This is a genomic window from Paenibacillus luteus (assembly GCF_006542765.1).
Classification (GTDB): Bacteria; Bacillota; Bacilli; order Paenibacillales; family Paenibacillaceae; genus Pristimantibacillus; species Pristimantibacillus luteus.
This window is the reverse complement of sequence record NZ_SKCD01000039.1, coordinates 1-25,027: the sequence shown is the minus strand read 5'-3', so window position 1 is coordinate 25,027 and position 25,027 is coordinate 1. Positions and strand designations below refer to the sequence as shown.

General features: G+C 48.7%; 22 protein-coding genes and 1 rRNA gene. 17 read left to right on the top strand and 6 right to left on the bottom strand.

All coding sequences use genetic code 11. The annotated features are described in order from the left end of the window. The first annotated feature begins 114 nt into the window (after positions 1-114). From E0496_RS25465 to E0496_RS25430, 8 genes are all read left to right on the top strand, one after another. Positions 115-1,620: a DUF4153 domain-containing protein gene (locus E0496_RS25465; RefSeq protein ID WP_141504561.1), complete on the top strand. Its 1,506-nt coding sequence runs from the start codon at positions 115-117 to the stop codon at positions 1,618-1,620. A gap of 25 nt (positions 1,621-1,645) precedes the next feature. Continuing rightward, positions 1,646-2,629: an alpha/beta fold hydrolase gene (locus E0496_RS25460; RefSeq protein ID WP_141504560.1), complete on the top strand. Its 984-nt coding sequence runs from the start codon at positions 1,646-1,648 to the stop codon at positions 2,627-2,629. Next, positions 2,629-3,483 carry a metallophosphoesterase gene (locus E0496_RS25455; RefSeq protein ID WP_139993234.1) on the top strand — a complete coding sequence of 285 codons (855 nt, stop codon included), beginning with the start codon at positions 2,629-2,631 and terminating at the stop codon, positions 3,481-3,483. Before E0496_RS25460 ends, E0496_RS25455 begins: the two co-directional genes overlap by 1 nt. 76 nt (positions 3,484-3,559) lie before the next feature. After that, positions 3,560-5,041 carry a GNAT family N-acetyltransferase gene (locus E0496_RS25450; protein ID WP_161601568.1) on the top strand — a complete coding sequence of 494 codons (1,482 nt, stop codon included), beginning with the start codon at positions 3,560-3,562 and terminating at the stop codon, positions 5,039-5,041. A 335-nt stretch (positions 5,042-5,376) separates the two neighbouring features. After that, positions 5,377-6,525 (top strand): type III polyketide synthase, encoded by a 1,149-nt coding sequence (locus tag E0496_RS25445; RefSeq protein ID WP_141504558.1) that lies wholly within the window; start codon positions 5,377-5,379, stop codon positions 6,523-6,525. Beyond that, positions 6,518-7,252, top strand: coding sequence for a methyltransferase domain-containing protein (locus tag E0496_RS25440; RefSeq protein ID WP_141504557.1), 735 nt, complete (start codon positions 6,518-6,520; stop codon positions 7,250-7,252). Before E0496_RS25445 ends, E0496_RS25440 begins: the two co-directional genes overlap by 8 nt. Next, complete coding sequence (locus tag E0496_RS25435) at positions 7,245-8,399, top strand: NAD(P)/FAD-dependent oxidoreductase (protein ID WP_241674991.1); 1,155 nt, start codon at positions 7,245-7,247, stop codon at positions 8,397-8,399. The genes E0496_RS25440 and E0496_RS25435 overlap by 8 nt, the downstream gene beginning before the upstream one ends. 44 nt (positions 8,400-8,443) lie before the next feature. Then, a complete protein-coding gene (locus E0496_RS25430) occupies positions 8,444-10,594 on the top strand; it encodes an MMPL family transporter (RefSeq protein ID WP_141504574.1) in 2,151 nt (716 codons plus the stop codon). 46 nt (positions 10,595-10,640) lie between these two features. On the opposite strand, the gene E0496_RS25425 is transcribed toward E0496_RS25430, so the two are convergent. The 3 genes from E0496_RS25425 to E0496_RS25415 form a co-directional block, all read right to left on the bottom strand. Continuing rightward, positions 10,641-11,435 carry a hypothetical protein gene (locus tag E0496_RS25425; protein ID WP_141504555.1) on the bottom strand — a complete coding sequence of 265 codons (795 nt, stop codon included), beginning with the start codon at positions 11,433-11,435 and terminating at the stop codon, positions 10,641-10,643. Beyond that, a complete protein-coding gene (locus E0496_RS25420; protein ID WP_241674993.1) occupies positions 11,422-11,970 on the bottom strand; it encodes an RNA polymerase sigma factor in 549 nt (182 codons plus the stop codon). The genes E0496_RS25425 and E0496_RS25420 overlap by 14 nt, the downstream gene beginning before the upstream one ends. Before the next feature lie 286 nt (positions 11,971-12,256). Continuing rightward, positions 12,257-13,312 carry a ParB/RepB/Spo0J family partition protein gene (locus E0496_RS25415; protein ID WP_141504554.1) on the bottom strand — a complete coding sequence of 352 codons (1,056 nt, stop codon included), beginning with the start codon at positions 13,310-13,312 and terminating at the stop codon, positions 12,257-12,259. Positions 13,313-13,631: 319 nt separating this feature from the next. On the opposite strand from E0496_RS25415, the gene E0496_RS25410 reads away from it, so the two are divergent. From E0496_RS25410 to E0496_RS25385, 6 genes are all read left to right on the top strand, one after another. Then, positions 13,632-13,922 carry an AAC(3) family N-acetyltransferase gene (locus tag E0496_RS25410; RefSeq protein ID WP_241674990.1) on the top strand — a complete coding sequence of 97 codons (291 nt, stop codon included), beginning with the start codon at positions 13,632-13,634 and terminating at the stop codon, positions 13,920-13,922. 212 nt (positions 13,923-14,134) lie between these two features. Next, a complete protein-coding gene (locus E0496_RS25405; protein ID WP_141504552.1) occupies positions 14,135-15,892 on the top strand; it encodes a methyl-accepting chemotaxis protein in 1,758 nt (585 codons plus the stop codon). A gap of 127 nt (positions 15,893-16,019) precedes the next feature. Further along, on the top strand, positions 16,020-16,916 hold the full coding sequence (locus E0496_RS25400; protein WP_161601567.1) for a copper amine oxidase N-terminal domain-containing protein: 897 nt from the start codon (positions 16,020-16,022) through the stop codon (positions 16,914-16,916). Positions 16,917-16,944: 28 nt separating this feature from the next. Beyond that, a complete protein-coding gene (locus tag E0496_RS25395) occupies positions 16,945-17,328 on the top strand; it encodes a VOC family protein (RefSeq protein WP_141504550.1) in 384 nt (127 codons plus the stop codon). 36 nt (positions 17,329-17,364) lie between these two features. After that, positions 17,365-17,820, top strand: coding sequence for a GNAT family N-acetyltransferase (locus E0496_RS25390; RefSeq protein ID WP_141504549.1), 456 nt, complete (start codon positions 17,365-17,367; stop codon positions 17,818-17,820). 50 nt (positions 17,821-17,870) lie between these two features. Next, positions 17,871-18,599, top strand: coding sequence for a spermidine synthase (locus tag E0496_RS25385; protein WP_141504572.1), 729 nt, complete (start codon positions 17,871-17,873; stop codon positions 18,597-18,599). Positions 18,600-18,615: 16 nt separating this feature from the next. Here E0496_RS25385 and E0496_RS25380 read toward each other — a convergent pair whose 3' ends face one another. Together E0496_RS25380 and E0496_RS25375 are read right to left on the bottom strand one after the other, a co-directional pair. After that, positions 18,616-18,810 carry a hypothetical protein gene (locus E0496_RS25380; RefSeq protein WP_141504548.1) on the bottom strand — a complete coding sequence of 65 codons (195 nt, stop codon included), beginning with the start codon at positions 18,808-18,810 and terminating at the stop codon, positions 18,616-18,618. A gap of 17 nt (positions 18,811-18,827) precedes the next feature. Then, entirely contained in the window at positions 18,828-19,745 is a 918-nt protein-coding gene (locus tag E0496_RS25375) for an AraC family transcriptional regulator (RefSeq protein WP_141504547.1), read from the bottom strand. Between the two features lie 156 nt (positions 19,746-19,901). Between E0496_RS25375 and E0496_RS25370 the strand changes: the two genes are divergently transcribed. Continuing rightward, positions 19,902-22,820 (top strand): family 78 glycoside hydrolase catalytic domain, encoded by a 2,919-nt coding sequence (locus E0496_RS25370; RefSeq protein ID WP_141504546.1) that lies wholly within the window; start codon positions 19,902-19,904, stop codon positions 22,818-22,820. 118 nt (positions 22,821-22,938) lie between these two features. On the opposite strand, the gene E0496_RS25365 is transcribed toward E0496_RS25370, so the two are convergent. Beyond that, entirely contained in the window at positions 22,939-23,430 is a 492-nt protein-coding gene (locus E0496_RS25365; protein ID WP_141504545.1) for a DinB family protein, read from the bottom strand. A 116-nt stretch (positions 23,431-23,546) separates the two neighbouring features. Here E0496_RS25365 and E0496_RS25360 point away from each other — a divergent pair, with 116 nt between their 5' ends. Both E0496_RS25360 and E0496_RS25355 read left to right on the top strand, forming a co-directional pair. Further along, on the top strand, positions 23,547-24,494 hold the full coding sequence (locus E0496_RS25360) for a helix-turn-helix transcriptional regulator (RefSeq protein ID WP_141504544.1): 948 nt from the start codon (positions 23,547-23,549) through the stop codon (positions 24,492-24,494). A 429-nt stretch (positions 24,495-24,923) separates the two neighbouring features. Beyond that, positions 24,924-25,027 (top strand): 16S ribosomal RNA (locus E0496_RS25355); the annotation flags it as partial.

Below are 25,027 nucleotides of genomic sequence, written 5' to 3'. Positions count from 1 at the left end.
CCGTCTTAAAATATGAAATTTACCAATTATAACTTACACTTTTTGTTCTTGTTTTCTAGGTTACAATAAAAGGAGGAAATTAACAAATCGAGTTTGAAATTGGAGTGATTGTTGATGGGAGATCTTGCACCTTGGCAAAAACGATATGAAAAAATGGTTGTTCTTGCCCTTTTGTTCGGTCTGCTAAGCCAGTATTTGTTCGTTGGCGCACCTGCCGGAATTTCAGTTATGGTGTTTGTTGCTAGTTTTTATGGCTTGTTCTTTTATTCGGTTCAAGGCAGACTCGGCGGATTTGAGAAATGGCAAGGACAGGCGAGCTCCAGCTGGCTTCTCTTTATTCCTATCTTTCTGCTTGCCTTGACATATACGCTTTACGCAAACATTCTGTTCCGGTTTTTGAATTTTTTTGCTTTATTCGCGCTGATTGTTGCACAAACCACAGTTATGACCAGCAGCAGTACAAAGCCCTGGTACCGGGGAGTCTTTTATATCGAGCTTTTATTTCTGGCACTTGTGAAGCCATTCGCCTTCATTGGCGTGCCATTTATACTGCTGACGGATCGTTTGCGCAATAAAGAGAAGGGGAGCGGAACCGGCAGAAGCAAGGTAGGCAAAATATTGCTTGGCCTGCTCATCTCAGCACCGATTCTAATCGTCGTCATTTCTTTGCTAGCTTCTGCGGATGAAATTTTTCTGTCATGGCTGTCGAGCATTCCGAATCTGCTTGGGGACTTCTCCTTTGGCGACGGCTTTTGGCGCTTCTTTGTGGGAGCCTTTATCGGCTGCTATGCCTTTTGCTACATATGGGGGCTAATCTTCAAAAATCCGAAGGAGCAGGTAAGCGTGTCCGCGCCAGATCCACAAGCTTCCGCTTTATATGCGAGGGGCCGAATCGAATTTGATCCTCTTACAGCGGGCACATTTCTAATTGCGATCAATCTCGTGTACGTGTTGTTTGTGGCCATTCAGTTTTCCTACTTGTTCGGAGCGGCAAACGGGTTGCTGCCCGAAGGGGCGGCTTATGCGGAGTATGCACGCAGAGGCTTTGCCGAATTGGTGATGGTCGCTTTAATCAATGTTGGGCTGCTGATGTGCGGCCTGCATCTGATTCGGCGCACAAGCGCTGTCGCGGAGTGGGTGCGCAAGCTGTCGCTTACTGTACTCATAAGCTGCACGATCGTGATGCTTGTATCGGCATACAGCAGGTTGTCGTTGTATGAAGAAGCCTACGGCTTTACTCAAACGAGATTGCTGGTGCATGGCTTTATGCTGTACCTGGGCGTGCTGCTCTTAATCGCCATGCTGCGGATTTGGAAAGAGCGTTTCTCGATGGGCAAAGCCTATATTTGCGTGTCGGTGATCGCCTTTATCCTGATGAATTATGTGAATGTTGATGCAAGAATTGCGGAGAAAAATATCGGCCGATTCGAGCGGACTGGCAATATCGATGTAGGCTATCTTGGCATGCTGTCCACGGATGCGGCGCCCCAGCTGCTAAAGCTGCGTGAGAAGCATCCTGAAATTAAAGGATTACATGAAGTCGTTGAGCTCTTGCAGCAGCATGCGCGGAATCACGACAAATGGCAATCGTGGAATTTATCTATGCAGAGGGCGAAGTAATGACATAAAAGAGAGGTAATCGGCTATGCCCAAAATTTCAGCATTTGACCGGAGCAGCCGGCTGCTCCTCTCCTTAATCGGATTTCCGTTGACGCTTGCCCACTGCCTTGTATCTGCGTATGAGCATCGGAAGTTTGACCCGGAAGGCTGGCAGGCGGATATAGGCTCACGCAAGCTTTATGTAAATGTTACGGGGCAGGGCACTCCCACAATTGTTTTGGAGGCAGGGATGGGCGGCTGCTCCCTCGACTGGTCGCTTGTCGCCCCTGCATTGTCGGAAATGGCAAACGTGATTGCGTATGACCGGGCAGGCTTTGGCTGGAGCGCGGCATCGCCCAGCCTTCCGACATGCGCGGCTTATGTGGAGGACCTTCGGTCCCTGCTGAGAACGCTTGGCGCGGCGCCGCCTTATTTGCTCGTCGGTCATTCTTATGGGGGCTTGATCATGAGATTATTTGCTTCGCAGTATCCGGAGGAGACATGCGGCCTTGTTCTGGTCGATGCCGCCCATGAGGACCGTTATTTGCATGAGCGTGGCAGCGTGCAGAGGCATGAACAGCTTATGGCCTCCCGAAAGCGGTACAGGCTCGGCTATCTGCTGGGACCGCTGGGCATTCCCAGAATGTTAAAGCAGCCTATCGGCTCGAAGCGGCTGCCTGCTCAGTGGGGTGCTCAGGTCCGTGCGCTTGGTTATCGCCCGGGGGCGTACCGAGCCGCTTATGCGGAGCTGCTTGCTCTAGCGGAAAGCGGGCGGCAGCTTAAGGATGCCCGTCCGCTTAGCCAAGACCTGCCTGTTGTTGTCCTGAGTGCAGGCCTGCAGAACGAAGAATGGCTTCAGGATCAGCAGAAGCTGCTGCATTTGACCCGCCGCACAAAACAGATTATCGTTGAATGCAGCTGGCACTCCATTCATATTCACGAGCCGGCTGCAGTTATTGACGCTATTAAAGATTTGCTATATGAACTAAAATGGCCAGTGCATAGCATGAAAGCAAGGAGTTTGATGTGATGAAAAGGAAGAAAAAGCGATTGCTCGTTTATGCCCCACTCTCGATTATCGCGCTCCTCATATTTCTTTATTTCGAGAACAACGCCATAGGCATTACCAAATACAAACTAAGCTCATCCAAGCTGCCGGAGGGCTTCGACTCCTACCGCATCGTTCAGCTAACGGATTTGCACAGCAAATCCTTCGGCAAGGAGCAGGAGACGATTACCCGCAAAGTCAAGCAGCTGAGGCCTGATCTGATTGTCATGACGGGGGACTTGGTGGACAGCAGAAAATACGAGACTGAAGCAAGCCTGACGCTTATGCGCAACATGACCGAGCTGGCTCCCGTTTATTACGTCACGGGCAATCACGAGTGGGGCCCTAAATTCCCTCCGCTTGCCAAGAGTTTAAGGGAACTAGGCGTGCACGTCATGCGCAACCAAAGCGAGCTCGTAAAGCTGGGCGAGGGCTTCATTCGGATCGCAGGCGTAGATGATCCTACCTTTAACCATAAGGCGGATGGGGATGTCGCTAGACTAAATGAGCATATGGCAGCTGCTCTGGAGGGCGTAGACCGTGCGGAGAATGTCTATACCGTATTGCTGTCTCACCGGCCGGAGCTGTTTTCCGTATACGCTCAGGATCGCATAGATGTCACTTTCTCCGGCCACGCGCACGGTGGACAGGTCCGGCTGCCATTCATCGGCGGGCTGGTTGCTCCCGGGCAAGGATTTCTCCCCAAGTATGACGGGGGAAAATATGAGGAAGACGGGGCCACGATGATCGTCAGCCGCGGACTCGGAAACAGCATCATTCCGCAGCGGTTATTCAACCGGCCGGAGGTTGTGCTCGTTACGCTGTCCCGTCCATGACGATAAACCTTGATTGAGGCGCTTCGCTTTTTTTGAACGATATCATCCTAACTATAATAATAAGAGGTGCTTACAAGTGAGCCATTCCTTAACGATAGAAACAGAGGCCATTACCTTAAGGCCATTTGCCATACAGGACTTCGACGAGCTTTACCAGTTGACCAGGCAACCCGAAATTACCGATATTTTGCCAGACTGGGATATGACGAAGGAGCAATTAAATGATTTCATGAGTTTTGTTATTGGGAGCTATGAGCAGTTTAACCCCGCTGATGTGCGGATATTGTTAGCCGTAGAGCATAATAACGACAAACGGCTGATCGGCTGGTGCGGCGTATTTCCCAATGATTTGCTAGACCCGTCGGTCAGGGAGGTGGCGTATGCTATTTCCAAGGATTATCGGAACCAAGGCTTTAGCACAAGCGCGGTTGAAGCGATCCTCTCGTTCGTTTTTCAAAAAACAGAGCTTGAACAAATTACTGCCATCGTTAAGCCGTTTAATGGAGCGTCGAGGCGAGTCGTCGAGAAAGCAGGCTTTCAGCATCTAAAGCGTGTCCGGCTGTCTGACGAAGTGGAATACGATTATTTTCAGCTGGAGAAGTGGATTTGGAAGGGAGTGGGCGAAATGGATTCCTTAATCGTGCGCAAAGCGACTCTGGAGGATGCTGAATCATTGGCTGGCCTGATGCGAATAACCTTCGATAACGAAAGGGCAAAATGGCTTTCAGTGGATGCAACACCGGATAATAATCTTTGCCCGCCCGGCTACGATTCCGTTGAGATGCATACCTTTGCGATAAGGCATTCGGATTATTTCTCCATCCTGTTTGAAGGGCAAATCATCGGCGGGATCAACATTCATTATGCAGGCAGCAGGCATGCGAGAGTAGACAAGCTGTTTATTGCTCCCGGCTTTCAGGGGAAAGGCCTCGGGTCGTGGGTTCTCGCGCTCGTTGAAGCGCTGTTTCCCGCCGTATCGATTTGGAAGCTGGAAACCTCGAGCAAGCAGCTAAGCAATCACCGTTTTTATGAAAAGGCGGGTTATGTGCGTACCTATGCCTCCGATTGGGAGTTTGGCTTCGAGAAACAAGTGGGCGTCCCAGCTGAGTCAGAGCACGCTCGATTCGAAGATCGGGACCTAACGCAGGCCTCTTTTGAGAACTGCGCGATGAGTGGAGCTGATTTCTACAATATGAATATGGAAAGTGGCTTATATAGCAACAGCAATATGAAGAGCAGCAGATTCACGGATTGTAATCTGAGCGGCTCCAAATGGATGAACCTGAATCTCACGCAAGCGCTGCTCGCTGATCTTAGGCTGAGCGATAGCGAGATAGGTTTTGTCTCCTTGGACGGTGCTTATATCCATGACACGAATCTTGGCCAAGGGAAGCAGCCGATCCGGTTTGAACGATGCGATTGGAGCGGCAGTGACTTACAGGACTGCAATCTCTCCAATGTGAGCCTGCAGCAGTGCAATCTGGCAGGCATGAAAATTAACAATATTCCTGTGGAAGAATTGCTGCGTGTATACGAGCAGTCGCTTAAAGAAAAATAAAGGACTTAGTTTTCGTCATTTTGCCAACTCATTCGCTTATTTTGAACAAAAAGAGACCCACAGCATTCGGTGCTGTGGGTCTTCACTATATATATTACAAAAGGGGGTTGTTTTTATTATAGGATGCTTTCATTAAAACCAGATGAAAATTAGATTTCAAGTTCATTACAAATCTTTGGAAATCGTTGTAATATTCTTATACATATCGGAAAGATGCTCGGAATAGACTTTCTAAAAGCAGGAAACTTGTCCGCTAAAGGGAAAGAGCAAGCGGCCCGGCTGCCGTGGATGCAGGGATAAGCTTAGGAAGATCTAGAGAGGATGGATGTAACGAAATGACGCCTACAACTTCAAGTATTGCCATATTGGGCATTGGAACGGCTGTACCGCCTTATAAGCTAGATCAATCGGATACCGCAAGGAGGCTTGTGGAAGCGTTAAGCGACAAGCCGGACTCTGCGCGCTGGGGGAGAAGAATCTTTAAGCAGTGTGGGGTGCAAAGCCGATACACTTGCGAGCCGAACCTGCTCGAGGAAGCAGCGGACTGCCGCTACTTGCCAAGCGGATCTCCCGAGCACGCACCTTCTACGGCGGAACGTATGGCTGTATATAAGCGGGAGTCGGTGCCGCTTGGGTTGCAAGCGGCAAGACAAGCCTTGGCAGATGGAGCCGTAGAGCCCTGTGAGGTAACCCATCTGATTACGGTCAGCTGCACGGGCCAGTTTTTACCCGGTATGGATGCGGTGCTGATTCATGAATTAGGACTGGCAGCGACGGTAACCAGAATTCCCCTTAATTTTCTTGGCTGCGCTGCCGGTCTGAAGGCGATTGGCCTATCGCGGCAAATCGTTTCCAATGACAGTCATGCGAATGTATTAGTTGTATGCGTGGAGCTCTGCACGCTCCATATCCAGCCTTCGGGAGATCGAGAATCTTTGTTTGCTGCGTCCTTTTTTGGCGATGGGGCTTCTGCCTGCGTCATCGGTTCGGGCAAGCTCCACCATAAGCCGCTATTTATGCTTGGACAAGAGCGTTCGGTCTTGCTGCCGGATTGTGCAGAGGAAATGGTCTGGGAGGTTGGCAACCATGGCTTTGACTTGTATCTCTCCCCACATATTCCTAGGCTAATTGGCGAATTTATCCCGGCAGAGGTGGAGCGGTTATGCGGAGATGAAGAGCTGGAACTATGGGCTATCCATCCTGGCGGGAAAGGGATTATTGACAACCTTCAAAACGAGTTTGGTCTAACCGACAGTCAAACTACACATAGCCTTGGTGTGCTAAGGGATTACGGCAATGTTTCATCCGCTACTATTTTGTTTGTGCTGCAAGCAATGAGAAGCCATCTGCAGGACATAGGATCAGCACCTGCCAGCGGCATAGCGCTCGCATTCGGGCCGGGCCTTACGGCAGAAATGGTGAAAATTTCTTATGTACCCGCCGTTTTAGCCCAAGAGCAGCCTGTAGGTGAGGCTTATGTCTAATCGGCTGCGCTACCGGGCGGAGTCAGCAGAGCTCATGGACGATTTCACCATCGGGGGTGAGGAGCTTCGTGAAGCGCTGCGTCAGCTGCGTCTATTAAATCGCATTTTTGCAGCATCGGCTCCGACGCTTTATGGCATTAAGCAGCTTTGGGAGAAGGCCAATAAGCCAAGCCGGTTGTCTGTTCTTGATGTTGGAGCGGGTTCTGGTGACGTAAACCGGCGGCTGCTTAGCTGGGCGGACGAGCAGAACATTGAGCTGGCGATTACGCTAGTAGACGTAACAGAGGAGGCTTGCGAAGAGGCTAGGCTTGTTTTTCAAAAAGAGCCAAGGGTACAGGTTAGGCAGGGTGACTTATTCATATTGCCTAAGGACAGTGCGGATATTGTGACGGCGACGCAATTGTTGCATCATTTTTCGGACGAGGAGCTGCCGGGTGCGGTTGCAAGTATGCTTGGAGCAGCACGGCTCGGCATTGTCATTAACGATATCCATCGTCACTGGTTGGCTTGGTCCGCGGTTTGGCTGACGACTCGCATGATCTCATCCAATCGGTATATTTTGAACGACGGTCCGCTTTCGGTAGCCAAAGGTTTTCGCGCGGAGGACTGGAAGCGCCTTGGGGAGAAGCTTGGCCTATCCGGCATTAACTGCCAGTGGCGACCTTTATTTCGCTATTCGGTCATCATTGAGAAGCAGAAGGAAAGAACAACTGATGGGCTTGAGTAAGGTACCTAGGAAGGTCGATGTAGCTGTGCTGGGTGCCGGACTCGCGGGAAGCAGCGCAGCCAAGGCGCTGGCTGACAAAGGCTGGGAAACGCTGCTGCTCGACCGCCAGACGTTTCCGAGGCATAAGGTATGTGGGGAGTTTCTTTCGCCGGAATCACAAAGCACTTTGCAAGCTTTAGGCATTAGCGAGCCGGTGTCGGGACTTGGACATTGCGAGATTGAGCGGATAAAGCTTATTTTTGAAAATGGGGCTGAGACGGAGATTGAGCTTCCCGCCAACGCGTGGGGACTAAGCCGATATGTATTGGATGAAGGACTTCATCAAGCCGCGCTGCGTGCAGGCGCCGTTCTTCATACGGGAACGGCAGTGACAGCCGTGCGTACAACCGACCGTGGTTACCTCATTGAAACAAAGCAGGGCAGTGAAATGAATGTTATTGAAGCAAGAGCGGTCATTGCGGCATGGGGAGCCAACCAGCGGGCAGGACTTCCTGGTTATCAAAGGCAGCCTGCGGGGAAGGCGGCTTATGTTGGAGTTAAATCTCATTTTCGAGGCGTGAAGATGGAGCCGGTTGTGGAGCTTTATTTTTTTCGCGGCGGTTATTTGGGCTTATGCCCCGTGGAAGGCGGGGTGGTCAACGCCTCAGCGCTGCTGGAACGGGAGACTGCTGCGAATGCGGGAAAATCGATTCTCTCCATCATCTATGGAGCAGCGCAGCGCAATCCCAAGCTTTACGAGAAGCTGAAGGGCGCTGAGCCCGTTCCGGGAGCACAGGCTGCTGTAGCGCCTGTTTACCTGAACCGCAAACCGGTGGCTTGGGATCAGCTTCCTCTCCTTGGGGATTCAGCGACGATGATTCCGCCGCTGTGCGGAGACGGCATGTCTATGGCGCTGCGATCGGCAGCATTATGCGTTCCGCTGGCGGACCGTTACTTGCGTGGACAATTTTCTAAAGTGCAATGGCAGCAGGATTATACCCGCTTTATCACAGAGGAGTTTACGGGACCGCTGCGCTGGGGCGGTTTGCTGCAGCGGGTGGTTGAAATGCCAGCGCTTGCCGCGTGGCTGCCCTATGCCGCAAGGCTGGCGCCGGGTGCCGCGAGTGCACTAGTTCAAGCGACGAGACTAAAGCCTTTTCCTATGTAGATGGAATGCAGAATGAGCAAATAAAGGATGGGAGGAGCATAATGATGGGCATGCAAGGGATCGCACTGTTTTCTTTTCGGCATCCGAAGACAGTCATTTCTTTCTGGATGATTATGCTTCTCCTGGCAGGCACTTATGCTCTCAAGCTCGATTCCGTGCTGCAGGATCATGGTTTAGACCCGCAGAATGGTTCATATGCCAAAGTGCAAGAACTGCTAGTTTCAGAGTTTGGCATTCCGGACAAGCCCGTTATGCTGCTGTTCCAAAAAACGGATCAAGTGGCTGAGGCGCGCTTCCGCTGGTTTATTGAGCAAGCCTTGTTTCAAATCAACGGGATGGACGGGCTTACAGGCATCGTGTCGCCGCTTGTGCGGGAGGGCATGATAAAGGATAACCATGCGTATGCTCTCCTGTCATTCAGCTATCCGCCTTATCGGATGGGAGACGCAATGGAGCACTTGAAACAGCAAATGCCCTCTTATAAGGGCATTACAATACAACTGACCGGCAAAACAGCCGTCCAGGCGGATGTGAACGAGGCGAGCCATAAAGACTTGGCCAAGGCCGAGCTTATTGGCATACCCTTTGCATTTCTTCTATTATGGTTCGCCTTTCGCAGGTTTGCCGCTGCTTTGCTCCCCATTATCATCGGCGTGACAGGTGTGACGGTTGCCATGGGCCTCATGTACGGAATAGGGACGAAGCTGGCGCTTTCCAATTTTGTTTTAAATGTGATTCCGATGGTAGGACTCGCGCTCAGTATTGATTTTGCGCTTATGCTGGTCAGTCGGTTCCGTGAGGAACTGAGAGGAAGGACAACGCCGGACAAAGCATTGGCGATTTCCATCAATACGGCTGGGAGGGCTATTTTTGTATCGGCGGCCTGTGTTTTCTTGGGCTTACTGAGCATGCTCTGGATTCCGCTAGCGATGTTCTCCTCCGTTGCGATTGGAGCTATGACCGTGGTGGCGGTTTCGTTTGTCCTGTCCTTTACGCTGCTGCCTGCCCTTCTTGCAATCTGCTTCCCAGCGTCCTATAAGCGGGACAGTGATCCTAAAGCTGGCTCTAGAACTTCTGTTTGGGAGAAAATCGCTCGTTTTATGATGCGGCGGCCTGCTGTCACGGGCCTCTTTGGTGGAGGCTTGCTGCTGGTATGCTTGATCCCTTTGGGCAGCATGAGGGTTGAAGTGCCTGATGCGCGTTCTTTGCCTGAAAGCTATATATCTCGGACGGCTTCCGACGCTTATCGAGCTTCGTTTGAGCAGCCGAACACATCAACCGTATGGGTCATCGTGGAAGGGAATACGGGGTTTCAGAGGCTGTCAGATTGGACCGAAGCTTATAGCATCGCGGAGCAGTTGGAAAGCGATGCGGCTGTCATTCGAGTCGGATCCGTTTATTCCACACTGCAAATGTCGCCCGAACGGCTGTATGCACTCACAAAGCGACCGCTCCAAAAGAAGAAATTCGAAGCGGAGCTGCGGCCGGTAATGAAGGATAACCGCCTGCTGTTTCAGGTGACAATCGCAGGCGAATCGTCTTCAAATGCGACCAGGCACTGGCTTCGAGCGTGGGAAAAACGAGGAGACTCCTCGTCGCTAGTATTTTACCTTGGTGGGGAAGCTAAATATGAGCAGGAGGTATTCGATCAGATTTTTGGCAGTCTTGGCTATGTTTTTTTGAGTCTAGTTGCCTCGAATTTTCTCGTGCTCTTTGCCGCATTCCGTTCCGTTGTCATTGCCTTGAAAACGATTTTGCTCAATCTGCTGACCATTAGCGCAGCCTTTGGCATCGTGTCGTGGATCTTTGTGGAAGGGCGGCTTGGCATGGAGCCAGGCACCATTGCGATTATGATTCCGGTTTTTATCTTCGGGCTCGTCTTTGGCATCAGCATGGATTATGGCGTGTTTCTCTTGTCGCGAATTTATGAGGAGTACCGCCGCACGGGCAAAAATGAGCACGCTGTCGTAAAAGGGCTTGCTGCCGCAGGGAGAGTGATTACGTCAGCGGCAGCGATTATGATCGCGGTAACCGCTCCGTTCGCCTTCGGCGAAGTCGCGGGTGTGAAGCAGCTCGGAGTGGGAATAGCGATTGCAATTTTTATTGACGCAACGCTGGTTAGGTTCGTGCTGGTCCCTTCCTTAATGAGCCTTTTTGGCAAATGGAACTGGTGGGCGCCGAGGTGGCTGAAGTAGCTGGTGACAGGCCAGCCGTAAAGCCGCCTTTGGCGCCTTTTGCCCATTAATGATAGTAATAGGTCTGGCTCTCTAAAATGGTGCCATCCGCAGTTAATGCTTCGACGGTATATCCATCCTTTTTCTCCGGAAGAGCAGCGAACCAGTATACCGCGCCGCTATGCTCGCGAAGGATAGTTGCCTCATAGGGCGTGTGGTTCTCATCAGAAATGCGGATTTGGGTAATGGTTTTGTTAGGTGCCATGCCGAAAAAGATAGGTATCGTATCGAGTTCTACCCATGCCGTAATTATATTTTTCCTCCTGTCACTCTCTTGCACCGAGTAGGTGGCGCTTTGTTCAGTGCTCCAATCAGAGGAGTTCCACTTAAACATATTGACTCCTAGCGTGGTAAGCTCTGTTTCAGCAAAGTTGGATATTTGTTTGGAGAAGACGAGCGTAACATCATTTAGCAGACTCTCCTTATAAATAAACGTTTTTGCCGCTCCTTGGTTCCCTTGATTAATAAGCGTTTCCCATGACTGGTTAGAAAGATTTTTTTCGGTAGAAGTGGATTCCATCCTTTCGACGGGAGGGTTAGGATTAGCTGTACGGTTGCCTATCGTCGAATCAGGTTGAATGGTTGTATGAAAAAGCTGAGCTTCATTGGCAATAAGCAGAAATCCAAGAAAGCAGAGGATGCCGAGACCCGCTAAAGACACCTGCTTGAATTTTGGCTTTCTGTGTTCAGAAGAATCTTTTGCCCTTTGTATAATGGTAGCAGCTAATTCATCGGTGAAGGTTGATCGTTGTAATGGATTGCCCTTTATCGCATCGTACCATTCCGGATCAGACGGTTTCATTAATCCATTCCTCCTTTAATAATAGAGACAGTTTTTTTCGCGCTCCAAATAATCGGGATTTGACGGTACCCTCAGGGATTTTTAATACTTGGGAAATTTCGTGTAAAGGGAGCTCATATTTGGCGTGTAAGACAAGCACCTCCCGAAACTTCACTGGCAGCCGAAAGACATGCTTCCAAACCTCATTAGTAGCTTCCTTCTCCAAAAATGCTTGTTCCGCCGATCGGCTGAATTCTTGCGGCATTGCTTTGTTAACCAGCAAAACTTTTCGGATAAAAGCTGTTTGAAGATAGTTGTAGCTGATGTTGCGAGTGATTTTTAACAGCCAGGTTTTGACGGAAGCCTCCCCTCTAAAAGAAGTGATGTGGCGGTAAGCTTGCAAGAAAACATCCTGTGTGATGTCATCTGCCATCATTCTGTTCTTGGTTAGGAAATAAGCGAAGTTCCAGACATCTTGTCCATAGCTCTCCATGATGGCTTCCAGATGGATGGGTTCCATGGACACCAGATGCTTCAAATAGCTTTCATGCAACATTCTCACCTCGATATATAGACAAATTATAGCCTGTTTCGGTTCATTAAATTGGAAATTAAATACTAACGGAAGCTTTAAGAACGTATGTGTTCTTAAAAGTGGTAGAGTAATGTGGGTTAGTGTGCTGTAAGAACCTAAAAAAGGCTATGTTGTATACGCTACAACATAGCCTTCATTTTTTTGAGATTCACAAAGATTCAAATCCAGAGGAAAACGGTCTAATAGATGGGGAGCGGATTGCTGTTCTCTAATTATCTGTTAGATAGTGATGCCGATCCGTCGTTTATTAGGATTCTGTCGAGGCTACGGTTTGCAGCTTGGCGCTGGCAAGCTCGCGAATCGTTTTCCATTCTGCCAAATGGGACTCCAAATGAGCAATCAGCTCGTTAACCCCTTGAATAAAGGGAACTTGGCCGCTTGCTTGAATGGATCCAATCGATTCAAGCACATCCGCTGACAAAGAGCTGTGAGCAGGTATTGCTGCAGCCAGCTGCTGAATGGCAAGCTCAATCGCAGTAGCGTTCGAAGCAGTTTTCGGTGGGCTGATTTGTGCTGCTTCAGGTTCTGGTTTCGATTGTTTATCTGCTTTGACTGGCGCTGCTTTCGGCTCGGCTGGCGGTTTGGCCCGTTCCGCTTTGTTCTGCTCATGGGTGGACCAGGTTTCAATGAGGCCGCTGCCTGATTTGAATAGAAGCTTGTCCTTCGTGCTGTCCGATATGGTTTTGTCTTTAAATAGTTTAGCGATCTTCTTTACATCGCTGACGGGAAGCTCATCTCTTGCAGCAATGAGCGCCAAAGGATCACGGTGCTCCATCGGCAAATCTTTCAAAGGCAGCAATTGATCCTCGGTCAGCTTATCCTTCTTAATCTCCGTGCCGCCGACGATCAGCCTTTTTACCGCATTGCTGAATTTGAGCAGCTCGCATTTGTTTTTAATATACGATTCCGGCTTACCTAGCTTAGCGGATAAAAATTTGGTCGAGCTGCGAAACTTCGGATCATTCAGCAGCTTATTGAACGCCTCAGCTTCTTCAATCGGCGAAAAGCCTTCGCGTGTCAAATTTTCGGCAATTTGCTCCAAATAGATTTCCATTTCGTCAGTAACCGTTGAGACGATACACGGAATTGTCGGTCGGCCAAGCATTTTACTCGCTTTGTAACGGCGGTTGCCATATATGATTTTATAGCGTCCATTGGGTGTCGTTCTTACTTTAATGGGTGAGAGCAGGCCGATTTCATCGATGCTCTTCATTAACTCCTGCAGGGCTTCCTCGTCAAACTGGTACCGAGGCTGATCCGTATCCTCATCAATCAAATCCGTAACAATTTCAATAATGTCCATTTGAACTCTCCTTAAAGTTTTGTGAAACAAAACTTGCATCGTAAGCATCAGCTTAGTTTTGTGAAACAAAACTTGCATCGTAAGCATAGGCTTAGTTTTGTGAAACAAAACGGTCTTGGCATGTAGAAGTGGTGGTTTATTTTCAACGTTCGATGGTGGCTTATTCTATTATATCGCAAGGGCGTAAATGAGGAAACGATAGGACACCCTTTGAAGTAGCGAGCCTGCTATGAATAGCGTTGTGATAGATTGACCGGATTGCCACCTAATGTGACACGAATAAGTAAAGACGATCTTACATCAGCATGTTCTTTTTCCAGTGTTTGTTCATGACAACCGAAACGTTGAAAGCAGATATAGCAAGCCTAGGCGTGCAGCCGGGGATGGCGGTTATGATGCATTTCTCTATGAAGGCGCTCGGCGGATAATGGTGGAATTCGAGGATATTGAATTTGAATCGAATGACTTTAATGCGCTGGGTGAGGCTTTTGAACGGGAGACAGGGCTTGTCCGCAAAGGAAAAGTAAGCAATGCAGACGCTAAGCTCATGTCTGTTAGGGAACTGGTCGATTACGCGGTGAAATGGATGGAATTAAATCGGGGCGTTTGAAAAAACAAATCGTCACGCACTAGCAAGTATGAGGAAGCTGGAGTTAAAGATGCGTGTCCAGGCACTATTTTTAAATGTAGAAAAGACGGGAAAAACCCACCAAAAATCGACAAACGATGGTATGATGAAGAATATGGTTAGATAAAAATCATCAGCCTGAGGTACCCAATAGAGGCGGCTCGATTGGTAAGGCGTAGAGGAGAACACGGAAAATGGTTACTTTATTAAGAAAGCACCTGATCGTCCGTATTTTATGCGCAATGACGCTAGTTATGATTTTGATTGCTGGCGGCTATGTTGCCACCCAAGTAGCGCAAACCAAATCAGCCGTTGAAGAGGCGATCAACAGCTACAACATCCGGATCGCAGAAAGTTATGCGGCAACGCTTCAGACGGACCGGTATGTTGAATTTTTGAAGAAGCCGCAGGAGACGGAGCTGTATTGGTCTCTCCGCGGGGAGCTTGACCAGTTCCGCACACAAATTGGCGCCCGCTATGTTTATTTTGTTCGTCTGGATGAGGATCGAGTGCCTCGCATTATGATCGATGGATTGTCCAAGGACGATGCTTCTGCTTCACCAATTAATGAAGTAACTGATATGCCGAACTCGGCAGTTGAAAATATATATGAAGGTAAAAATGCAAGCTCTCCGCTTATAGTTAATCCCGTCTATGGTTCCTACTTATCTGCATATGTACCTATAAAGGATGCCAGTGGGGCAATTGTTGGCGCGCTAGGCATTGACACGGATGCAGCTGTCTTTCAGCAACTGGCCACGGATGTCATATGGGAGAGCATCCCGCTCTATATCCTGATGCTTGCTGTTACGATCGTATTAATTGGAGCGATCGTCTGGTTTGTCAGACGTTCCTTGCAGCCCTTGCAGACGGTTAAGGCAAGCGCAGAGAAAATGGCGGTCGGCGATTTAGCAGAAGCGAAAGCGATTTTGCATGCTAAGCCTGTCAGGTCGATTGATGAAATCGGTACGGTATACAAAGCGATGCTTACGATGTCCGAAAATCTTGGCGAGCGAGTACGAGGCGTGGTCGTGAATGTGGAGAAAACGTCGGAGCAACTGGTGACTTCCTCGCAATCTTTTGCCAGCCATGCGGATCAAATGCTGCAGATGGGCGAAACGATGAACGGTTCGGTACAGCATATTTATGAGGGAGCCCATGCCCAGAAAAAAAGCGCGGACGACAGCGCCCATGCCATGGAGGAAATTGCACTTGGCATCGTAAGGATTGCAGAGTCCTCCGCTACCGTTTCGAGTGCGGCGTTGCAATCACTTGAGGTAGCCCAGTCAGGAGAGGCCTCCATGAAGCAGTTGTATGACCAAGTTAAGAGCATTGCGGCATCCACTGCGCAGACGCTCGAGATTGCTAGGGAGCTGAAAGGCTACACGGGAGAGATTGGTCAGGTAATTGGTTCGGTTCGTGAATTCGCGGATCAGACAAAGCTTCTTGCACTGAATGCTTCTATTGAAGCGGCAAGAGCGGGCGAACATGGATCAGGCTTTATGGTTGTTGCCAAAGAGGTCCGCAAGCTGGCAGAGGCTTCGGCTTCCTCGGTAGAGCAAATTTCAGCACTGCTTGGCAATATTGAATCAGAGTCGGGTAAAATCGGCGATGAAATGGAAAAAGCTTCGAAGGAAATTAGCGAAGGCGTATCTTTGTCCGGCGAGGCTGCGGATTCCTTCTTGAATGCCGTTCAATCATTCCGCCTAGTAAGCGACCAGATCATGGAGGTTTCCGCTGCAACGGAGCAGTTGACTGCCGGGTCTGAGGAGGTTGCGGCAACGGTAAGCGCAATTGCAGACATTGCAAGCGGTGTATCTGATCAGACAGAACAAATCCAAGAGCTTACCTCTCGCCAATTAGATGTGATGAAGCAGGTATATGAGGCGTCGGTCGTATTGAGCGCCAACACGAAGGACATGAGGCACGCGATTTCACAGTTGAACGTATAACAGGAATGGGAGGACTGCCGCTTCGGCAGTCTTCTTTTGTAAAGTTGATGTAATAGTTATGAAAGAAAATAAATCGATGAGCATGGGGTTATTCGTAATAAATTCACTTGTTCAGGGGGCTATCAGGATGAAAAAATATATTCAAATCACAGCTACTGTAGTGACAGTCATTGGCATGCTTAATGCAGGTTTTTCCGCAGTCGCGGCACCGGCATCGGCGCAACCTATGAAAATGTTTATAAATGGCGTACATCAGCCGGATGTATTGAACGTGAACGGCCGAACGATGGTGCAGCTAAGGGCGTTTAAAGATCCAGCTAATATGAGCTATTCGTATGATGCAGCTACAAAGACGATCATGATTAGCAACCCGCCAAAGCAGATGACGGTAAAACTTAAAAATGGCTTGAAGACCGCTGAGGTTAACGGTAAAAGCATAGCATTAGATGCCCCAGTTACGGTACAAGATGGCCGAACTTACGTGCCTGCGCGTTTTGTCACGGAAACGCTTGGAGGCACGGTTATCTATAACGGCAGCACGAAGCAGGTGATCGTTCGAACGCCTACGGGAGAAGAACAGTTTAATACGCTGAGAAGCGGCGACCTTACGAAAGCGCGCAACCTAGCGCTCAAGCTCCCTAAGCTGAATAACGGAATTAATATCGAGCCATACGGAGAAGGCTTTACTACGGTTTACACCTTCCCCAAAGGAGAAGCGCTGCGCTATTTTATGGAGTATAAAGGTTTATTGGCATATATCGAGATCAACGCAAGCGGACTTGCGGAAATAAAATGGCAGAAGGATACGTTAGGACATAATGGCCAAGCGGGTATTGAGCCGAAGCCATTTGGCGACTCGGTCTATTTCAGTGATAATTTTATGGCCGATATGCTAAACTACGGTACAATAGACAGCACGGGAAAACTTACGGAAATGGGAGCAATCAGCCGGTATATGAATGAAGAATATGCCAACGTTATTAGTGTGCCGATTGAAGGAGAAGTAAGGACTGACGCTAAATAAGTAAGCTTTTTCAGGAGGAATACCTACATTGCAAATTAATCGATTGGATCATCTCGTACTTACGGTTAAGGATATTGACGCTACTTGCGCTTTTTACAGCAGGGTGCTTGGCATGGAGATCATCACCTTTGGTGAAGGAAGAAAGGCGCTGCAATTCGGTCAGCAAAAAATAAACCTTCATCAACAAGGGCGCGAATTTGAGCCGAAGGCTGCAAGGCCGACCTCCGGCTCGGCAGATCTCTGCTTTATTACCGAGCTGCCTTTGCAGAAAGTGCTGCTGCATTTATCGGAATGCGGGGTCGAGGTAGAGGAAGGGCGAGTTCGGAGAACCGGCGCCACAGGGCCGATCGAATCGGTCTATTTTCGGGACCCGGATATGAATTTGCTGGAAGTATCCAATTACGTAAAATAGCTTTGATATAGCTATGGATAGATTAGGAGAGCAAGCATGATTAAAGCCATTGATATTACCGTTGAGGCGACGGCAGAAGAGGTGCTGCGCATTCAACTGCCTTCCTATCGGGTAGAGGCAGAGTTGATTTCATTTGATCGGATTCCGCCATTGTTAGATAGCGTCAGTACGCTGCAAGCATGCGGAGAAACCTTTTATGGCTATTACGTGGGGGAAGAGCTATGTGGAGCTATTTCTTGCAAAAGGGAAGACGGGATAGCGGATATCCATCGCTTGATGGTTCATCCGGAATATTTTCGGAAAGGTATCGCAGGGCAGCTCCTGGCGCATTTGGAAGCGCTCGCGGGGGATCGCACGGCATTGGTAGTAGCTACCGGCTCCAAAAACTTGCCCGCGGTCCGCTTTTATAAGCAAAACGGATTTGTTGAGACAGGAGTCGTTGAGGTTGAAGAAGGCTTGTCTATTACAACGTTCATGAAGAGCAAGGTATAAGCAGCCGCTTGTGGACAGGAAAGAGGAGCAGGGATTTGCATTTATTAGCCATGGAGATTAGCGGAACGCAGGAGATCAGCGTCTACGAAGCCAATCAGCTTTATGGGGAAGTGGGCAAATATCGGTATTTGCAATTTTCCAATGAGGCGATTCAGGGCGCGATAGACTTAAAAGATCCGAGTCGCGTCGTAATGGAATACCCGAGAGCCATCATCCATTTAATGGAGAAAAATAATCCAGCGTTTGAACAGGCGTTTATGATCGGACATGGCATCGGGACCATCGCGGGTTATTTTTCGAATAAAAAGGTTACGATTGCGGAAGTGGATGAGAAGGTCGTGGAGCTCAGCAGAGCTTTTTTTCATTATCACACAGATAATGTTGTCATCGGAGACGGCCGTGTCATACTTTCAAGGCAGTCTCCTGGCAGCTTTGATTATATCGTCGTAGATGCGTTTACGAAGCAAGGCACTCCGTATCATTTGACGACATTGCCTTTTTTTGAGGAGATGAAGGAGAAGCTTTCCGTTAATGGCGCAGTGATAATGAACCTGATGGGAAAGATAAAAAATGATAAATTGATTAACGCCATTCATTCAACGCTTAGGGAAGCCTTTGATGTTGTACAGGCTTTTTCTCTCCCAGCGGAGGATGCCGCTGACATACGGAACATCATTATAATGGGCAGCAGCAAAGCCGTTGCTTTTGAACCACGGGCGATGGCGGGTTTCTTCGGACTGGAGCTGGAAGAAGGACACCGGCTGATGGACAAAGGATAGCCCTTTAGCGTTGATATTAAGACTTGAGGAGTAGCAATCGGTCAGCCAGCTCTTTCGTCGAACAATCGGCATACACCTCCACCGTCTGCAAGCGGTCCAGAATTCGAATAGAGCGGATGTCCTTTTTCACAATGCCCATCCAAGCTGTGGAATGCCATGTTTTACGGCAGACGAGATAACGATCATCAAGCGCAATTACCTTCCATTTCATATCAATACTCTTCCCCTCTATAATGGATTTGTAGACGTTTGATCGGTTGATTTGGTGGGCTCCTGCACCATGCGCCGATATTCTCGTGGTGTCATGCCCGCAATTCTTTTGAAATGAGTGAGAAAGACGTCCATGTTTTTGTAACCGGACTCTTCTGCGATATTGCTAATTTTAAGCTGTGAGCTTCTTAGGAGCTCGCAGCTTTTTTTGATGCGAAGATGCTGGAGATAATGAAGGAACGTTTGTCCGGTATGCTGTTTGAATACACGGCTGAAATGCCGTTCGCTCCATGAGCAGCGTTCAGCGAGCTGGGCGAGTGAGAGTGGTTCATGGGCATGCTGATCCAAGAAATTAAGTACATGATGGAAGGCGACCGAAGAGCTTCCTTCTATTATAGCTTCCTGTGAATCCTTCATGATGCGATAGATCGACAATAGGAGCTGAACAAGCAAAGACTGCAAATAAGCGGCTGAGCCGCTTCGCGGAAGCTCGTATTCGCGCAGCAGATTGTGAAAAAGTCCGTCAATGACATTGTCGAAGTCAAAAAGCGACTCTGGTGCAATCGGGTCAGTTAGGCGCTGCTCAAGATGATCGCTGATTCGTGTATCCCCGATCCAACCGCTTAACTGCAAAAGAAGCGAGGGAAGGAAAATGCAATTATAGACGATTAAAGGAGGACTGGTCCGCGAAGGCGTCGAGGGACGAAAAACATGGGACATGCCCGGCGGTAACAGAAACAACATGCCCTTGTAGACCGGAACGACCCGTTCTCCGATATGATGAAAGCCCTTGCCTTCCGCGACATAGGCAAGTTCAATGAAATCGTGATTGTGCAGCGGCAGATGGAAGTTTTCCTCGGCGCGGTTTACATAAAGAAAACCGTTTTTATGAAAGTAGTTCTCTCCTTTGTATTGTTCCGAAGGCCTGGTCAGCATCTGTTTGCTCCTTTTTGTTAAATGTCTTTTATAAGGGATAAAATGTCCGGAATAGGGGTAAATCAGTCCTTTGATTTTACTATAATTAAAGAGGTAATGCACGAAGGAATCGAGATATGAAATCTATAATAGATGATAGCTAAGGAGCGAAATCGCATGTTAAATCAGGATTGGAAGGCCAACTGGATTTGGGGCGGTGAGATCGAAAGCCCACGCAATGAATGGCGCTGCTTTAGGAAGAGCTTTGATGTGGCACCGCATGGAGGCTCGGCTGATCAAACATCAAAGACACTTAGAATTAGCGCGGATTCACGCTATGTTCTTTATATTAACGGTGAACAGGTAGGCAGAGGGCCTGTCCGATCATGGACGGTTGAACAATTTTATGATGTCTATGATGTCGGGCATCTGCTTATACCGGGGCAGACCAACAGCATTGCAGTGCTGGTTCTTCATTTTGGCGTATCGACCTTCTATTATGAGCGGGGACGCGGCGGCTTGCTTGTTCAATTGGATCAAATCGGGGCAGAAGGCACCGAAACGATTTTGACGACGGACGCGACATGGCATACGGCTATTCATGCAGGCAATCATACACGCTCCTCCCGGATGTCCTGCCAGCAGGGCTTCACAGAATATATCGATGCAACCTTGTGGGATGGAGATTGGGCAAGTGAAGCTTATGATGCTGCAGGCTGGGAAAATGCTGGGCTTATAGGTCCTGTCGGCACGGGACCGTGGACCACGGTCAAGGAGCGGGATATTCCGCTGCTCGCAGAGGCTCCGGTATACCCTTCACGCGTATTGACGCTAAGCAGCGTAAAATCCTTTACTTACTCTACCGCCATCGATATACGCAACGCGATGGTTGAAGGCAGCGAGAACCATGCCAATTTCGTGTCGTTTACGGGATATGCAGCTACGATCCTGTCCGTACAGCAGGAAACGGAAATCGTGCTCGGTTTTCCAAGCACCGGAGAATGCACAACAGCGGTTTCGTTAAATGGCGTTGTACTGGAAGAAGCTGCATTTACGGGCGTACTGCCGGAGAAATATGCGGCCGTCACCCTGCATAAAGGCGATAATCTTTTGCTTATTGATGTTAGCGGCCTGAGAATTCATACAGGTAAGCTGCACTTGGGAATATATAGCGATTCGATTGTAGTGCTGAGATCGCCGATCGCTGCCGAGCAGCAGTCACCGCAGGCATCCGCTTTTATAGCGATTGGTCCTTTTGACAGTGTCGTTGATTTGGACCATCAGGAAACCAAGGCAATTGATTTTGAAGATCCGCAATATAAGGGAGTGTTAAACAAGGTTTCCGGGCCAGCAGATTTGGCGTTGTATTCCTCTTATATCCGTTCAATTGACGAGAGTCTCGTGAGTGAAGTCGACGTATTTGGTTTATCCGTGTGGAAGAAAGAGAGCAATCCCCGCGTTATTCCGGCGGCTTTGCAAAATATCGTTATTCCGAATGCTTTGCCGGGTATTGTACCCGTCTATCCGGGTTTGGATACAGAGCTGATTATTGATTTTGGCAAGGAGCTCACCGGCTATTTGACCTTTGAATTGGAGGCAGCTGCGGGGACAATACTGGATTTCTACGGGTTTGAATACATGACAGCGGATTACCGCCAGGATACCTTCGGTTTGGACAATTCCCTCCGGTATGTGTGCCAAGAAGGGAGGCAGCGTTATGTTTCGCCCGTTCGTCGGGGCTTGCGTTATTTGATGCTGACCATACGAGACGCTAGCCAGCCTGTAAAGCTGTTTAACGTTCATTTTCTATCCAACCATTATCCGGTCGCGGAGATTGGAAAATTCCACTCCTCTGATCCATTGCTGAACGATATTTGGGAGATTAGCCGCCATACGACAAAGGTTTGCATGGAGGATACCTTTGTAGACTGCCCGGCCTACGAGCAGGTTTTCTGGGTAGGAGACAGCCGGAATGAAGCGCTTGTGAGCAACTATTTGTTTGGCGTCAATGAAATCGTCAAGCGCTGCTTGCGGCTTGTTCCGGGATCAAAGGAGCAGACGCCTCTATACATGAATCAGGTTCCGAGCGGCTGGAGCAGCGTCATCCCGAACTGGACTTTTTTCTGGGCGATTGCATGCCGCGAATATGTGGAGCAGACGGCGGATTTGGATTTTGCCAAAGAGATGTATCCGCATATCCGGTTTACGCTGGAGCATTATTTGAAAGAGATTGATCAGGATGGCTTGCTTGCCATCAAAGGCTGGAACCTGCTTGACTGGTCTCCGATCGATCAGCCGAATGAAGGCATTGTCACCCATCAGAACTGCTTCTTGGTGAAAACCTTGCGTGTAGCCGCTGAGATGGGGGCCTTGACCGGGGATGCGGAGGGGCAGCTGTATTTTATTGAAGAAGCAGATAAGCTTCAAACTGCCATTAATAAGTTCCTATGGTCGGAAGAGCAGTCTGCCTATCTGGATTGCATTCATGTGGATGGCCGCAAATCGGATAATTTCTCTGTACAGACGCAGGTTGTTGCCTATTTGACCGGCGTGGCGCAAGGGGATCGCAGAAACGTAATGGAAAGCTATTTAATAGAAGCTCCTGCTCATTTTGTGCAAATTGGCAGTCCGTTCATGTCCTTCTTCTATTATGAAGCGTTGTCGGAAGCCGGCCACGTCTCCACGATCGTTGACGACATTCGTAAAAATTTTGGGCAGATGATCGATAACGATGCAACAACTTGCTGGGAAATGTACCCGAATTTTGCGGAAAACCGTCCTAATCCCAATATGCTGACCCGCAGCCATTGCCATGCGTGGTCGGCAGCGCCTGGTTATTTCCTTGGACGTGAGGTGCTTGGTGTTCGCAGCAAGGCGATGGGATGGACAGAGGTAGATGTCATGCCGAATCCGAGCGGCTTAACTTGGGCGAGAGGCAGCGTCCCTCTCTCGGAAGCGGGACAAATTGATGTTGCTTGGAAGCTGCTAGGGGAGAATAAAATTGAGATTTCGGTCCAATCTCCGGCGTCGGTTAAGATAAACATTATCGTTCCGAACGGTTACGAAGGGATTATTCGCGAGAAGAAGTTTATCTAACTATAGAAAACGATAGATGTGCAGGCGAGAAACAAAAGAACCTTCAACTCCGTATCTGTTCGGGGTTGAAGGTTCTTTTCATGCTAGCTGGCGGTACACGCCTAAGCACGCAGCGTCATTAGTAGAGATCAAACATGCTGATTTCGTAGCCTTGCATTTTCAAATAGGTGAATAGTTGTGCGCGGTGATGCTGTGCATGGGTCGTAATTTCGATGAGCCATTTAGCTTGAACCGAGCCATGCTCCAAATAGAAAGGTTTGGTTGACTTGCGCAGAAACTCTTCATCGGTTAGCCCTTCCATATAGCTCCGTACTTCATAAACTCCTTTGGTCATCCATTGGGTTAGTTTCTCGATGCTTGGATCTTCAGCGATATCGGCTTCCAGCTTTCGAATAACCGCTTCACTGCTCTCCTTAAGGATCAGCAGGTCTGAGGAAGGCACGGAGACGAGATGCTCCACTAGCTCGAGAAGCGACCTCATGTTTTGGTGCGGCCTGAAGTGCCAATGATCCGTTGAGATTTTTCGAATCAGGTTGTTGGAGGTGTTTACGATATGTTCTAGTTCTTCTAACAGCAAGGCTTTGAGTTCGTTAACGTTTACGGTTTGCATGCGGCTTCACTCCATTAATTATAGTAGTTGGGTTTATACAGCCATAGTGGGCTTATCTCCGATTGTAGCTTATAATAGTGACAAGAGTTGTCATAAATAAAAAATGGGGGTTCACATTGTCCAAGTCGAAGCGGCTCATGGAATTAATGATGACGGTCAACCGAAAGCGTAAGTTTACGGTAAAGGAGCTTGCCCAAGAATTCGAAGTATCTACTAGAACAATACTAAGAGATCTTCAGGAGCTGAGCGAGCTTGGAGTGCCGCTGTATTCTGAGGTAGGTCCGCACGGCGGCTACCAAGTGCTTAGGGAAAGAGTGCTGCCGCCCATTGCATTTACGGAGGAGGAAGCGGTCGCCATATTTTTTGCTAGCCATGCCCTGCGGCATTATTCCTATCTACCGTTTGAGACAGAAGCATCTTCGGCGTTAAGCAAATTTTACTTTTACATGTCGGGAGATGTGCGTGATCGAATTGACCAGATGAAAAACCGGGTTGATTTTTTCACGCCCGCTCGAAAAACGGGCGACCCCCATTTGGCTGTTCTGCTTGATGCCTCGATTCATCAGAAGGTGTTGAAGGTCGAGTATGAATCGAGAAAAGCCATTTCCAGCCGCGAGATTCAGCCGATCGGCATTTACGCCAGCAACGGGCTTTGGTATTGTCCGGCCTACTGCTTTCTTCGTTCCGAATTACGATTGTTCCGCTGTGATAGAATTCGCTCTGCTGCAGAAAGCGACTCAACAACAAAGCCTATGAATTTTCGTGAAGTGCATTTAGGCAATCGGGACTCGCATTTTCAAACGGAAGAAGAATACGTCGCTATTCATGTGGAACTTACCAGAGAAGGCGCTCAACGCTGCGAGGCAGACTTATGGCCATCTCCTAGGCTTCATCTTCGCGAGGATGGCAGCGGTTGGTTAGACGGTCATATCAGAAAAGCAGATATTCTATTCTTTACAAAATTTTTTATTGGATTAGGCAATGAAGCAACGGTAAAGCAACCGGCACAGTTATTGGATAAGATGAAACAGATGCTTTCCGAAATGTTGGCTAAATATACGTAGAAAAGGTTATACCAAGGTAAACGGCTGTTGGCGTCCATTGGCGGCGCAGCGCGTTTCGTTCCGAGAAATATAGAGAAGCGATAAGGAAAGGATATCCTTTCCTATATTTCAAGCAAAAACGCCTTCGGCGCCCTTAAGACGCTGAAGTAGCTTTAACGGTGAAATTTAAGCCCTTTATAAGCTAACAAACTTATAAAACCTTATATTTTTAAAAAGAATGAAATTAATTTTAAAAAACACTTGCAATAGTGTGTGAGTCCATGGTATATTCTATTTCCGGCCAAGAAACACACCGGAACAAAAGAAAATAAGCAACACAAACGAAAGAATAGATTGCTCTTTGAAAACTGAACAACGAGTAATAACTGCCTCGCAAATCCTTCGGGATAAGCGAAAAAGCGATAATAAGTAATGAGCATTTCAAACACCAATTTGGAGAGTTTGATCCTGGCTCAGGACGAACGCTGGCGGCGTGCCTAATACATGCAAGTCGAGCGGAGTTGATAAGGTGCTTGCACCTTTGATACTTAGCG